This window comes from Leucobacter sp. Psy1, assembly GCF_020096995.1.
Lineage (GTDB): Bacteria > Actinomycetota > Actinomycetes > Actinomycetales > Microbacteriaceae > Leucobacter.
In genome coordinates this window covers 672,848-686,054 of the sequence record NZ_CP083692.1, presented here as the reverse complement: position 1 = coordinate 686,054, position 13,207 = coordinate 672,848, and the positions used below count along the sequence as shown (strand labels likewise).

At 67.5% G+C, this 13,207-nt stretch carries 13 protein-coding genes; 6 read left to right on the top strand and 7 right to left on the bottom strand.

Annotated elements, in window-relative coordinates:
• Positions 1-43 precede the first annotated feature (43 nt).
• Positions 44-490, bottom strand: a complete 447-nt coding sequence (locus K8P10_RS03170) for a succinate dehydrogenase hydrophobic membrane anchor subunit (RefSeq protein ID WP_224780356.1) — start codon at positions 488-490, stop codon at positions 44-46.
• A 16-nt stretch (positions 491-506) separates the two neighbouring features.
• A complete protein-coding gene (gene sdhC / locus K8P10_RS03165) occupies positions 507-929 on the bottom strand; it encodes a succinate dehydrogenase, cytochrome b556 subunit (RefSeq protein ID WP_224780355.1) in 423 nt (140 codons plus the stop codon).
• Between the two features lie 234 nt (positions 930-1,163).
• Here sdhC and K8P10_RS03160 point away from each other — a divergent pair, with 234 nt between their 5' ends.
• The 4 genes from K8P10_RS03160 to K8P10_RS03145 are packed head-to-tail and all read left to right on the top strand — an operon-like array spanning position 1,164 to position 5,546.
• The gene (locus tag K8P10_RS03160; RefSeq protein ID WP_224780354.1) at positions 1,164-2,198 is read left to right on the top strand and encodes a tripartite tricarboxylate transporter substrate binding protein; all 1,035 of its coding nucleotides are present in this window, start codon (positions 1,164-1,166) and stop codon (positions 2,196-2,198) included.
• Positions 2,195-2,824 carry a tripartite tricarboxylate transporter TctB family protein gene (locus K8P10_RS03155; RefSeq protein ID WP_224780353.1) on the top strand — a complete coding sequence of 210 codons (630 nt, stop codon included), beginning with the start codon at positions 2,195-2,197 and terminating at the stop codon, positions 2,822-2,824. The genes K8P10_RS03160 and K8P10_RS03155 overlap by 4 nt, the downstream gene beginning before the upstream one ends.
• Positions 2,825-2,827: 3 nt before the next feature.
• Positions 2,828-4,363, top strand: a complete 1,536-nt coding sequence (locus K8P10_RS03150; RefSeq protein WP_224780352.1) for a tripartite tricarboxylate transporter permease — start codon at positions 2,828-2,830, stop codon at positions 4,361-4,363.
• A gap of 28 nt (positions 4,364-4,391) precedes the next feature.
• The gene (locus tag K8P10_RS03145; protein ID WP_224780351.1) at positions 4,392-5,546 is read left to right on the top strand and encodes a mannose-1-phosphate guanylyltransferase; all 1,155 of its coding nucleotides are present in this window, start codon (positions 4,392-4,394) and stop codon (positions 5,544-5,546) included.
• On the opposite strand, the gene K8P10_RS03140 is transcribed toward K8P10_RS03145, so the two are convergent.
• Positions 5,521-6,051, bottom strand: a complete 531-nt coding sequence (locus tag K8P10_RS03140) for a flavin reductase family protein (RefSeq protein WP_224780350.1) — start codon at positions 6,049-6,051, stop codon at positions 5,521-5,523. The genes K8P10_RS03145 and K8P10_RS03140 overlap by 26 nt on opposite strands.
• 66 nt (positions 6,052-6,117) lie before the next feature.
• Between K8P10_RS03140 and K8P10_RS03135 the strand changes: the two genes are divergently transcribed.
• Positions 6,118-7,314: an LLM class flavin-dependent oxidoreductase gene (locus K8P10_RS03135; RefSeq protein WP_224780349.1), complete on the top strand. Its 1,197-nt coding sequence runs from the start codon at positions 6,118-6,120 to the stop codon at positions 7,312-7,314.
• Positions 7,311-8,699 (top strand): NtaA/DmoA family FMN-dependent monooxygenase, encoded by a 1,389-nt coding sequence (locus K8P10_RS03130; RefSeq protein WP_224780348.1) that lies wholly within the window; start codon positions 7,311-7,313, stop codon positions 8,697-8,699. The genes K8P10_RS03135 and K8P10_RS03130 overlap by 4 nt, the downstream gene beginning before the upstream one ends.
• Before the next feature lie 443 nt (positions 8,700-9,142).
• Here the strand turns inward: K8P10_RS03130 and K8P10_RS03125 are convergent, their stop codons facing one another.
• The 4 genes from K8P10_RS03125 to K8P10_RS03110 form a co-directional block, all read right to left on the bottom strand.
• Positions 9,143-10,162, bottom strand: coding sequence for an ABC transporter substrate-binding protein (locus K8P10_RS03125; protein WP_224780347.1), 1,020 nt, complete (start codon positions 10,160-10,162; stop codon positions 9,143-9,145).
• 76 nt (positions 10,163-10,238) lie between these two features.
• The gene (locus K8P10_RS03120; protein WP_224780346.1) at positions 10,239-11,252 is read right to left on the bottom strand and encodes an ABC transporter substrate-binding protein; all 1,014 of its coding nucleotides are present in this window, start codon (positions 11,250-11,252) and stop codon (positions 10,239-10,241) included.
• Positions 11,253-11,289: 37 nt separating this feature from the next.
• Positions 11,290-12,111: an amino acid ABC transporter ATP-binding protein gene (locus K8P10_RS03115; protein ID WP_224780345.1), complete on the bottom strand. Its 822-nt coding sequence runs from the start codon at positions 12,109-12,111 to the stop codon at positions 11,290-11,292.
• A gap of 34 nt (positions 12,112-12,145) precedes the next feature.
• Positions 12,146-13,174, bottom strand: coding sequence for an amino acid ABC transporter permease (locus K8P10_RS03110; protein ID WP_224780344.1), 1,029 nt, complete (start codon positions 13,172-13,174; stop codon positions 12,146-12,148).
• Between the last annotated feature and the right edge of the window lie 33 nt (positions 13,175-13,207).

The window sequence follows — 13,207 nt, the reverse complement described above, 5'->3', positions numbered from 1 at the left end:
TCTCAGGTCGGAAAACTTGCTCGGCTCGGCGGGCGCTCAGTCGCTACTGCACGTCGCAGAAGCTGGCGACGAGCGACGGGTCCGCTCCGGCGGGGCAGGGGTCGAAGGTGAACACGACGAGCGTGCCCAGGATGATGAGGATCGCGGCCGATAGGAACAGTGCGATCTTCAGTCCCTTGGCGAGGCCCGGTCGTGCCACGTAGTCGTTCACGATGGTCCGCATGCCGTTCGCGCCGTGGATGAGCGCGAGCCACAGCATCGCGACATCCCACCACTGCCAGAACGGGTTGGCGAGCTTGCCGCCGACGAAACCGAAGTCGATCGCGTGGACGCCTCCCGGCGTCGCGATGAGGTTCGAGAAGAGGTGCCCGAAGATGAGCACGACGAGCACTACGCCCGACGCACGCATGTAGATCCAGCCCCACTTCTCCCAGTTGGTGCTCTTGCGCGCCGCGATCGGTGACCGGGGGGCTTCCACTGTCATAGCCATGTCTGTCGCCCTCTCCCTAGTGTCCGAACACGTTCATCAGGTGACGGGGCAGGAAGCCCGCCATCACCACGACCCAGCCGGCGACGACGATCCAGAACATCGCCTTCTGGTACTGAGCGCCCTTGCGCCAGTAGTCGACGAGGATCACGCGGAGGCCGTTGAACGCGTGGAACACGATGGCGGCGACCAGTACGGCCTCGCCGAGTCCCATAATCGGGGTCTTGTAGACGCTCATGACCGCGTTGTAGGCCTCGGGGCTCACGCGGATCAACGCCGTGTCGAGCACGTGCACCAGGAGGAAGAAGAAGATCGACACTCCGGTGATGCGATGCAGTACCCAGGACCACATTCCTTCGTTACCGCGGTACAGAGTTCCGCCGAGGCGACTCCGCTTGGGCGCCGCGGGTGCGACTTCTGCCGTTTGGGCTGACACCGACATCCTCCTCAGATCGAACTGCCGTACCATTATGTCACTCTTCTGCGCCGACCCGGGCCACGCCGCTTGCGCCCTCCCCCGCCCGCACCCGACAGGACGACTCCCACGCCCAGCACTGGGCGTGAGCATCAATGAGCGCAATTCCACTCGGCACCTGCATGTGCCACAGTCTCTTGTCATCCTGGGTACGCTGTGCGGAACAGGACAACGACGTCCGCACGAAGGAGTGTGACAGTAATGACGGATACATCCGTGGACGCCGGAGACGGCGCTCCGCAGAAGACCGGGTCGAAGACTCGGCGAACGGTGGCCAGGGTCATCGGAGGCGCAGTGGCGGTCGCCGCGATCGGCGCCGCCAGCTTCGGTTCGATCACCTCTGCGGCTGCCGGGTCGGACATCCACGCATCGATGACCATCATCGCGCCGGCTGCTGCCGGTGGCGGATGGGACACGGTCGCGCGCGAGCTCCAGCAGACGCAGAAGGCCAACGGCCTCATCAACAACGTGCAGGTCGTGAACATGCCTGGTGCAGGCGGCACCATCGCGCTCGGCAACGTGTCGACGCTCGACGGGACGGCGAACAACCTGCTCGTCGGCGGCACGGGTCTCCTCGCCGCGACGATCCAGTACGGCTCGGCGGCGACGCTCGACGACGTCACGAACCTCGCAGTGCTCTTCGAGGAGTACGACGTCATCGTGGTCCCGGCGGATTCGCCCTACGAAACTCTCGACGACCTCGTCACGGCGTGGAAGGAGGATCCGAAGGCCCTTCCGTGGACCGGCGGCGGCTCGTTCGATCAGCTCGTGGTCACGGATCTCGCACTTGAGGCGGGCATCGACCCCGTCAACACCACCTACATCTCATCCGACGGTGGCGGCGAAGCCATTCAGGCGCTCCTCAACGGCACCGCCGCTGCGGCCTCGGGCGGTTACCCCGACAACATCGACCAGATCGAGTCCGGTCGCCTGCGGGCGCTCGCTCTCGTCGCCGAGGAGCCGGTGGACGGGATCGACATTCCGACTGCCCGGGAGCAGGGGTACGACATCACCCTGTCCAACTGGCGCAGCCTCTCGGCACCCGCAGGCCTCTCCGATGAAGAGGTCGCAGGGCTCGACGAGCTCATCGCGGAGAGTGTCGAGACGCCCGAGTGGCAGGCAGCGGTTGAGCGCTACCACTGGACGGAGAAGTTCCTGACCGGCGACGAGCTCGACGCCTTCCTCGAGGAAGAGCACGAGCGGATCGCGCGACTGTATGAGGAGATGGGACAGTGACGTTCTCTGACATGGCCTCCAACAACCCGACATCGCTCTCGGCGACGCTCGGCGAGGAGATCGAGATCGGCCCGGGTGACAACGGCACGCTTGAGCTGCTGAAGAACCTCATCATGCCGGTCGTGCTGCTGGCGTTCGCCGGCTACCTCTTCTACGGGATCGTCACGATGGCGATCCCCGAGGGTACCGACTTCCCGGGACCGGAGTTCTTCCCGTCGATCATCGCGGGCGGGCTCACCCTGTTCGCCGTGCTGCTCATCATCAGTGCGGTGAAGCAGAAGATGCAGACCGTCACCGCGATCCGCACCGGCGCCATTGTGCTCCCCGCGGTCGAGGAAGATGAAGTGCATCTCGGCACCGGCGCCCCCAAGCGTCGCGTAGGGCTCGATCCGGCCTCGCTCGCCTGGGTGGTCGGCGGCTTCCTGGGCTTCGCCCTCCTGCTGACCTTCCTCGGCTGGATCATCGGCGCGGCTTTCCTCTTCTGGTGCGTCGCCCGCGGCTTCGGCGAGAAGCGCTTCGTGCAAAGCCTCATCGTGGGCCTCACCGCGAGTTCGATCTCGTACATCTTGTTTGACATGCTCCTCGGGCTCTCGTTGCCCTCGGGGCTGCTCGGTTGGGGGTTCTGACCCATGGAAACTCTGCAGCTGCTCGCCGACGGTTTCGCCGGCGCACTGACACTCGAAAACCTCATGTGGGTCGTGATCGGCTGTCTGCTCGGCACCGCTGTCGGCGTCATGCCCGGCCTCGGGTCGTCGATGGCCGTCGCCCTCCTCCTCCCCGTCACCTTCGCGCTCGAGCCGACGGCGGCGTTCATCATGTTCGCGGGCGTGTACTTCGGCGGGTTGTTCGGCGATTCGACCATGGGCATTCTGATGAACACCCCTGGCCAAGCCTCGGCGATCGCGTCGACGTTCGAGGGCCACAAGATGGCGTTGAACGGGCGGGCGGCGCAAGCCCTCGCGACGGCGGCCATCGGCGCGTTCATCGGCGGCTTCATCGCCTCGATCGTGGTGGTCTTCATGGCTCCGCTCCTCGCCGACTTCTCGACGAGATTCGGACCGGCCGAGTTCTTCGCCCTCGCGGTATTCGCCTTCGCCGCAACATCGTCCGTGGTCACCGACAATGCGGTGAAGGGACTCGCCTCGCTGTTCATCGGCCTCGGCATCGCGGTCGTCGGCGTCGACGGCGTTTCGGGCGCACCGCGATTCACGCTCGACTCGCCCTTCCTGTTCGATGGCATCTCGCTCGTCACGGTGACGGTCGCGATCCTCGCACTGGGAGAGGTCATATACGTGGCCTGCCTCGAAAGGCACGTCAAGGGCGGCAATATGATCAAGCCGACCGGCCGTCCGTGGCTTTCCCGGAAGGAAATCCGTGAGGCGGCTCCGGCCTGGGCGCGCGGCACGGCGATCGGCCTCCCCTTCGGCGTGGTTCCCGCCGGCGGATCCGAGATCCCGACCTTCCTCGCGTACGGACTCGAGAAGAAGCTCGACGGACGACGGAAGAAGCCGATGTTCGGCAAGGGCGCGATCCGCGGTCTCGCCGCTCCCGAGGCAGCCGGCAACTCGACGACCGGTATGGCGATGGGCGCGCTGCTCGCACTGGGTCTGCCGATCTCGGCAACGGCTGCGATCATGCTGGCCGCGTTCCGTCAGTACGGCCTCCAGCCGGGTCCGCTGCTCTTCGAGCGCTCCCCCGACCTCGTCTGGGCTCTGCTCGCGAGCTTCTTCATCGCGATGGTCATCCTCCTCATCCTGAACCTCCCGTTCGCGATGCTGTGGGCGAAGCTGCTGCTCATCCCCCGGCCGTACCTGTACGCGGGCATCACGATGTTCTGCGCGCTCGGCATCTACGCGTCATCGGGGTCGGTGTTCGACTTGCTCCTCCTCCTCGGAATCGGCCTGCTCGGATTCCTCATGCGTGCCGTCGACTTCCCCCTCGCACCGCTCATCATCGGCATGGTCCTCGGGCCGCTCGCCGAGACGAGCCTCCGCGACGCGGCGATGAGCGCGAACGGGGACTTCAGCGTGCTCTTCCAGGGGCCGATCACGCTGGTGCTCTACGGCCTGCTCGCCCTGGTGCTCGTCTTCGCCGTCAGCAACCGGGTCCTCGCCCGGGTGCGCAGCAAGCGCACCGTTCCAGAGGAGACGCCCGTCAACGTGTAACCCCCCAACGCTCGGTACACTCGGTCTCATGAATGATGCGCCGAGCAGCACCGAACGGAACGGACATCCCACCCCGTCCGCCATGGATCGCCTCACCTGTGTGATCCCGGCTGGCGGGGTGGGTTCGCGTTTGTGGCCGCTCTCGCGCGCGAACGCCCCGAAGTTCCTGCTCGACCTCACGGGGAGCGGTGATTCGCTGCTCCGTGCGACCTGGATGCGGCTCGCTCCGCTCGCACCCGCTGACCGCGTCATGGTCGTGACCGGCGCAGCGCACCGATCCTCGGTGACGCGTCAGCTCCCCGAGCTGCTCGAGGAGAACCTGGTCACCGAAAGCGAACCGAAGGATTCGTCGGCCGCGATCGGTCTCGCCGCGGCGCTGCTCGAGCTGCGGGATCCCGATGCGATTCTCGGCTCGTTCGCCGCCGACCACGTCATTCGCGGCGAGGTGCTCTTCCAGCGCGCTGTGAAAACCGCCGTGCAGGCGGCGGATCGCGGGCTGATCGCCACGATCGGCATTCACCCCGGTCACCCGTCGACGGCTTTCGGCTACATCGCCTGCGGCGCGGCGAGAGACGACATCGCACCGTTCGACGTGCACGATGTGTCGGAGTTCGTCGAGAAGCCGGACGAAGCCACCGCCGCGCGCTACCTGGAGAGCGGCAAGTATCTCTGGAACGCCGGCATGTTCATCGCGAAGGCGACGGTGCTGCTCGAGCAGATGGCGGAGTCGCAGCCCGAGATGGTGGCGGCCCTGCGCGAGATCGCGGCGGCGTGGCACACCGAGCGGGGCGCGCAGGTGCGGGAGCGTCTGTGGCCGACGCTGCCGAAGATCGCGATCGACTACACCGTCGCCGAGCCCGCCGCTGCGGCTGGACGCATGGTCTGCGTCGCGGCGCACTTCGAGTGGGACGACGTCGGGGACTTCGCGTCAGTGGCGAATCTCCTGACCCGCGGCCGCACGAGCGACCTGGCAGTGCTGGGCGACGGGGCGCAGGTGCTCTCGGATGCGTCGAGCGGCATCGTCGTCTCGGAGAGCGATCGACTGGTGGCGCTCGTCGGCGTCGACGACATGGTCGTGGTGGACACGGCTGATGTCCTGCTCGTGACGTCGAAGAGCCGAGCTCAGGACGTGAAGGGACTCGTGAACCGCATGAAGATCACGGGAGGCGGTCACCTCCTGTGAGCTCCCGGTAGACGCTGCGGAGGAACACGAGCGGTTCTCGGTCGGCGTGCGCGCCGATGCCGGTGACGCGGATGAGGAAGATGACGTGGTCCCCCGCTTCGATCTCCCGCTCGATCTCGCCGGCCACCCAGCTGGTGACGCCGTGGAGGCGGGGCGCCCCGTTGGTCTCGTCTGGTTCCCATGAGACCCCCGCCCACTTGTCGGTGCCGGATCGCGCGAACTGCGCACTCAGGTGGCGCTGATCGGCGCTGAGCACGTTGACGACCACGCGCCCGTGCCCGCGAACCGCCGAGATGCTGCGCGACGTCCGGGTGACCGAGATGGACACGAGGGGCGGGTCAAGCGAAACGCTCGCAAAGGACTGGCAGGTGAACCCGACCGGACCGTCGGGGCCGTGGGTCGCGACGACAGTCACGCCCGACGGGAACGCACCCATCACGTCCCGGTACTCGCGCGGGTCGAAGACCCCCGGCTGCGCGGCGAGGGCGGACTGCGTGAATCCCATGGAAGCTCCTGTCATGCTGCGTCACAGACCTCGCGCTGCTGCGGGCCATATCCATAACCTATGGGCATGTCAGATATTGCGAAACTTCATGACGCCGTATTAACGGTCGGCGTCGCGCTCGACGGAGCGGGTTGGGACCCGGACGCATGGCGCGAACTCCCCGATCCCGCAGCGGTCTTCACCGCCGACTACTGGACCGATCTCGTCCGCACCGCGGAACTCGCGGGCATCGACTACGTCACCCTCGAGGACGACCTCCACCTGCAGGGTGCCTCCGAGGTCGGCGATCCGGCTCGATCAGACTCACTGCAGGGCAGGCTCGATGCACTCCTCACGCTCACGGCCGTCGCCGCACGTACCGACCAGATCGGGGTCGTGCCGGTCGTCACCGTCACCCACACCGAGCCCTTCCACGTCGCCACGGCACTGCAGACGCTCGATCATGTGAGCCTGGGCCGGGCCGGATGGCAGCTCCGCATCTCCCCGGCGCCCGCCGATGCGGCGGCCTTCGGGCGACGATCAGCCGAGACGCTGACCCCGGAGGCGCTCCTCGGGGAAGCGGAGGACGTCGCGGAGGTGGCGCGCGCACTCTGGGACAGCTGGGAGGATGACGCGGTGATCCGCGATACCTCCACCGGACGATTCCTCGACCGGGACCGGTTGCACCACGTCAATTTCGTCGGCGACCTCTTCTCGATCGCCGGCCCGTCGATCGTGCCGCGTTCGCCCCAGGGCCAGCTGCCGGTCACCCTCCTCGCTGAGACCGCCGAGACCGAGGCACTCGCGATCCGAGTCGCCGATGTCGTCTTCATTCCGCCCGCGGACACGCTCGCCTCATCGCTCGAGCGCATCGGCGCGGTCCATGCCGCTGCCGCTGCCGCCCCACGCGAGGAGCGCGGTCTCGAACCGTTGCGGATCGTCGTCGACTTCGAGGTCGGCGGGGAGCGTGGCGTCTCCCGAGGGCCGGCGGAACTCGCGGATCAGGTGGCCGCTGCCCAGCGCGCCGGGGCCGACGGGGTGCGTCTTCGCCCCGCCCGGCTGCCCCGCGACCTCGAGTGGGTCGCGGAGGCACTGCTGCCCGAGCTGCGGCATCGCGGACTCACCGCTTCGGCTCCCAGGTCAGGAGTCGAAACTCCCGCTCGCACGCTCCGCCAGCGGCTCGGTCTCGCCGCGGCACCCCACCGGTTCGCCGCGGCATCGGAGCCCAGCGCAGGCGATGATCAGGACGTTCAGACCCGCGACTCTCAGGAGGTCAACGCATGACCGCAGCAGACGGCGCGCAGCGCCAGATCCATCTCGTCGCCCACTTCCCCGGCGTGAACAGCACGACAGTGTGGAGTGACCCCGCCGCGGGCAGTCAGATCGACTTCGCATCGTTCCGGCACTTCGCGCAAACGGCGGAACGCGGGCTGTTCGACTACGTCTTCCTCGCCGAGGGACTGCGCGTGCGGGAGCACGCCGGGAAGATCCACGACCTCGACGTGGCCGGCCGACCGGCGACACTCGCCATCATCACGGCGATGGCGGCGGTGACCGAGCGCATCGGCGTCGTCGGCACGCTGAGCAGTACCTTCAACGAGCCCGTCGAACTCGCCAGGCAGCTCGCCTCGATCGACCATCTCTCCGGCGGACGCGTGGGGTGGAACGTCGTCACCTCATCGGACGCGTTCCACGGCGGCAACTTCCGGCGAGGCGGATACCTTCCCTACCCGGAGCGCTACGAACGGGCCGAGGAGTTCGTGCGGGTCGCGAAGCATCTCTGGGATTCCTGGGCGGACGACGCGCTCGTCGCGGACGCCAGGCGCGGGAGATTCGCCGACCCGGATCGGATCGCGCGGGTCGCGCATCAGGGCAAGCACTTCGCCGTCGATACGACCCCGACGGTGCCCCGAAGCCCGCAGGGGTACCCGGTGATCGTGCAGGCCGGGGACTCGCCGGCCGGGCGGGACTTCGCGGCGGCGAACGCAGAGGTGATCTTCACCCGGCACAGCGAGTACGCAGAGGGACGCGCGTTCTATGCCGACGTGCAGGAGCGGCTCGCCGCAGCGGGACGGAGCAGCGACTCACTGCTCATCATGCCGGGTGCGACGTTCATCGTCGGCGACACGGACGCCGAGGCCCGTGACCTCTCCCGCGAGGTGGCGCACGCCCAGATCAGCCCGCAGACGGCGCTCGCGTGGCTGGAAGCGATCTGGGGCAGAGACCTCTCCGACATCGATCTCGACGGCCCGCTGCCGGCGGACGAGCCCGAAGAGACGGTGCTCCGCCAGGGGCAGACATCCACGGCGATCGACCGCCGCGCGCACGCCGCCCGCCTGCGCGAGCGCGCAGAAGCCGAGGGTCTGTCGGCACGCGAAGTGGTGATCGCCGAGACGGCCCAGCACACGTTCGTCGGCTCTGCGGAGACGGTCGCGGATGAGATCAACCGATACGTGCAGGGACGCGCCTCGGACGGCTTCGTACTCGTGCCGCACCTCGTTCCGACGGGTCTCGACGTCTTCGTCGATCGCGTCGTTCCGATTCTGCAGGAGCGCGGCGTGTATCGGACGGCATACGAGTCACCCGCGAACCCGCGACCGACCCTGCGCTCGGTCCTGGGGCTGCCGGCACCCCAACCGCCGGCATCGCTCGACCTCGCGGTCGCCTAGCGGGCGCGCGGGGCGGGCGACTCGTCCGCCTCGCGCGTGATCCCGAACTCGAGCTCGACGCCCATGGTGGTGACCATCGGCCCGTCGACGATCTGCGTGCGGTGAGCGACCGCGAAGCCGAACCGAGTAATCTGCAGCCGAGAGGCTCCAGCGCGTCCACGGATAGTCGTCGAAGGCCTCAGCCAGTGTCGCAGCTGCTCCGGGGATGTCTTCGAGCGTCGCCGTTCGGATGGGATTGTGCACCCCTCAGATCTATGGGTTTTCCGCGGGGCCTCACCAAAGCGCCGGTGCGCCATGCTCGGTCCGCGATCGGTTCACCACGAGGAACACATCGGTTCGCGCCGTGCACATCGAAAAGTGCGCTATCGGATGTGCACTGCGCGAACCGATGTGCAGCCGGTCGGACCCCGACCACACCTCGAACGCGGCGACCGCATCGTCGGTTACGGCTTCGGGAGGCCGGGCGGATTGATCAGCGATTCCGACACCGCTTCCTCTTCTTCGCCCCAGCGCGCGAGCACCTCGTCGTACACGCCGGTCTCGATGAGGTGGTCGATCACGATCGACACGGGTTCGGCGAGACCGTTCCCCTTCGCCGTCGCGACGCCGACCTGCCCGTCGACGGGGTAGGCGCTGTTGAACTTGCCGACGACCTTCGTCTCACCGAGCAGCTCGGTCTGGAACGCGGCCTGCGGGTACGGCATGATGAACGCGTCCGCACGCCCCGACTTCAACGCCAGAAGTCCTGCGGCGCTGTCCTCGTAGTAGACGGGTTCTCCCGGGTCGATGCCGGCCTCCTCGTTCTCGGCGATCCAGTCGAGCAGGTACTGCTCCTGGTTCGTGCCGCTCCCGACGATCACGCGGAGCCCTGAGATATCGGCGGCCTCGTCGACGGCCTCGATCTCGCTGTCGGCCGCCACGACGAAGCCCATCACGGCATCGCGATACGTCGCGAAGTCGAAGATCTCCTTGCGCTCCTCCGTGACCCCGACGTTCGAGAGCACGAGGTCGTACTTCCCCGACTCGACTCCGAGCGGCCAGTCGGCCCAGGCGACGTTCTGCGGCGCGTACTCGAGTCCGAGGCCCTCCGCCACGAGGGAGGCCATATCGGCGTCGCTCCCGAGGATCGTCCGGTTGTCGTCCTCGGCGAAGAACGAGATGGGCGGCTCCCCCGCCCCGTTGTGCGCGACGGTCAACTGCCCCTCCTGCGTCGGGGTGAAGCCGCTCTCCTCGAGAGCTTCCACGGCCTCCGGAACGGGTTCGATGTGGGGGCGTCCGTCAAGATTCGCCGTGGAGAGGTCGAACGGCGACTCGCCCGCCGATTCGGTCGTCGGGGCGCCGGGACCCGTCGCAGCGGATCCGCATCCGGTGAGAACGAGCGAGAGCGCCCCGATCCCGGCGCTGAGGGCCGCCAGGCGGCGGGTGCGCGACGAGCGCGAGGTGAGCAGTGAGGTCTGGGCCATGGGTGGTCTCCTGGTGTGGGTGCGGCAGGGAGGGTCCTCGTCCGTGCGTGGACGAGGACCCTCCCGATGGTTCCGGTCAGTCTTCGCGCGGCCGGCCCGGCGGGTTCACGAGGGCCTCGTCGACGCTCTCGTCCTCCAGCTCCCAGCGTTCGAGGACCTTCGCGTAGTCGCCGCTCTCGATGGCATGGTTCAACACGATGGCGACGGGGTCGACGAGTCCGTTGCCCTTCGCCGTCGTGACGCCGATCTGCGCGTTCTCGGGGAACCCGCCGTTGAGGGAGCCGACGATCTTCGACTCTCCCGTCGTCGCGACCCGGTAGGCCGCCGTGGGGTTCGGGCCGAAGGTCGCATCGATCCGGCCTGAGGCGAGCGCGAGATTTGCTGCGGCGTTGTCCTCGAAGTAGACGGGCTCGCCGGGCTCGAGGCCGTTCTTCTCATTCTCGGCGAACCAGTCGAGCAGGATCTTCTCCTGGTTGGTTCCACTGCCCACGGCAACCTTCAGACCGGCGACGTCCTCGGGCCCGTCGATCGCGTCGATCTCGCTGTCGGCCTGCACGGCGAACGCGATGACGTCGTTGCGGTGCACGGCGAAGTCGAAGATGTCTTTCCGCTCCTCGGTCACGGTGACGTTCGAGACGACGGCGTCGTACTTGCCCGATTCCACGCCGAGCGGCCAGTCGGCCCAGGCGACGTTCTCGGGGGCGTACTCGAGGCCGAGTCCGTCAGCGACGAGCTGCGCGATGTCGGGTTCGACGCCGAGCAGCGTGCGGTTGTCATCTTCGGCGAGGAATCCGAGCGGCGGCTCGTAAGCCGAGTGGGCGACGGTGAGCTTCCCGTCCTGGACCGGGGCGAAACCACTCTCCTCGAGCGCCTCCACCGCTTCGGGCACCGGATCGATGCGCACGCGGTCCTCGACGTTCGCCGAGGTCAGATCGAACGGGGACTCGTTCGCGGCGGGCTCGGAGGTCTCGCCGGGTGTCGCGCTCGAGGCCGAGCTGCAGGCGGTGAGGCCGACGATCGCGAGTGCTGCGAGCGAGGCGACGATGAGTCGCGACGCCCGGGGTCCGGACGTGCGAGTGGGAGTGTGCATGGGTGATCGGTCCTGTCTATGTGAGGAGGGTGTCGGGTCAGATGACCCAGTCGAGGAATTCTTGGGTACGGGCCTGTTCCGGCGCGCGCAGGACGCGATCGGGGGTGCCCTGCTCGATGATGCGGCCGGCGTCGAGGAAGACGACGTGGTCTGAGACCTCGGCAGCGAAGCCGACCTCGTGGGTGACGATGATGAGCGTGCGGCCGCTGTGTGCGAGATCCTTGATGACGCTCAGCACCTCGCCCACCAGTTCGGGGTCGAGCGCCGAAGTGGGCTCGTCGAACAGCAGAACATCGGGTTCCAGTGCGAGCGCGCGGGCGATCGCGACGCGCTGCTGCTGTCCACCGGACAGCTGCCGCGGGTAGTGACCGGCACGGTCAGAGAGTCCGACTCGGGCCAGCAGGGTCCGCGCCTGCGCTTCGGCTTCCGCCTTGGTCGCGCGCTTCAGCGCCAGTGGCGCCTCGACGATGTTCTCGAGCGCCGTGAGGTGCGGGAAGAGGTTGAAGTTCTGGAACACCATGCCGACGCGAGTGCGCCGCTGCAGCACGTCCTTCTCGCGGAGTTCGTAGAGCCGTTCGCCGCGACGCTCGTATCCGATGTGGTCGCCGTCGATCGTGATGGACCCGGCATCGATGGTCTCGAGATGATTGATGGCGCGCAGCAGGGTGGACTTGCCCGAACCCGACCGGCCGAGCAGCGCGACGACCTCGCCCGGTTGCACGGTGAGCGAGATGTCGTGGAGCACTTCGTGGGCGCCGTAGGACTTGTGCACCCCGCTGATCTCGACGAGTCCAGCGGTCTTCTCGGTGACGGGCGGGATGGTCTTCCGGGGCGCCTGGGGCGGAGCGGTGGTGGTCATGGCGTTCTCCTGGGGACGGGGTGAGCAGATGGGATCAGCGCTGTTCGGCGTTCAGCGCCGCGATGACGGACTCCGGAGTCTGCGCGGTCGGTGGGGTGTCTCGGCTGCCGCGCAGTCGGCCGATCGCTCGACGGGCACGCTGCAGCGGAGTCGGGGGCAGTTCGCGGGCCGTGCCGCGAGCGTAGTAGCGCTCGAGGTAGTACTGACCGATACTCAGGATCGTCGTGAAGATCGTGTACCAGACCGCGGCGACGAGCAGCAGCGGGATCACCTGGCTGTTGCGGTTGTAGATCACCTGGACGGTGTAGAAGAGTTCGGGCAGCGCGACGATGAACGCCACAGACGTTCCCTTCAGGAGTCCGATGACCTCGTTGAAGGCGTTGGGCAGGATCGCCCGCGCAGCCTGCGGAAGCACGATGCGGAAGAACCGACGCCCTCTCGGAATGCCGAGCGCCTTCGCCGCCTCGAGCTGCCCCTGATCGACTGAGAGCAGGCCGCCGCGGATGATCTCGGCGGAGTAGGCCGCCTGGTGGAGCGAAAGCCCGAGGATCGCCGCGACGGTCGAGGAGATGAGCCTGACGGGATCGAACTCGACGATCCAGAAGTCGTAGGTGAAGGGCCAGCCGAGTCCGAGAGTCGGGAACAGATACCCGAGGTTGTACCAGATCACGAGCTGCACGATCAGTGGAACCGAGCGGAAGAACCAGGTGAAGCTCCACGCGAACGAACTCAGCAGCGGCGAGCCTGAGAGCCGCGCGAGCGCGAGCAGCGCCCCGAGCACGAACCCGATGATGGCGGAGGCCGCGGTGAGCCACAGGGTGAGCCAGAGTCCACGGAGTACCGCAGGGTCGAAGAAGTACTCGGCGAAGATGTTCCAGCGCCACTGCTCATTCGTGAAGAAGGTCCAGACGAGCTGGGCGACCAGGAAGATCGCGATCGCGCTGATGATCCAGCGCGTCCAGTGCTTCAGGGGGACGACATCCAGCGGCACGCCGCGGGTCGCCGCGGCGGCGTCGCGGGTCTGATCAACCGCCGGAGCATTGGGTGTGGTTATGGGAGACATACGGAGAGGTTATTGGGAAACCCGCCGACACCC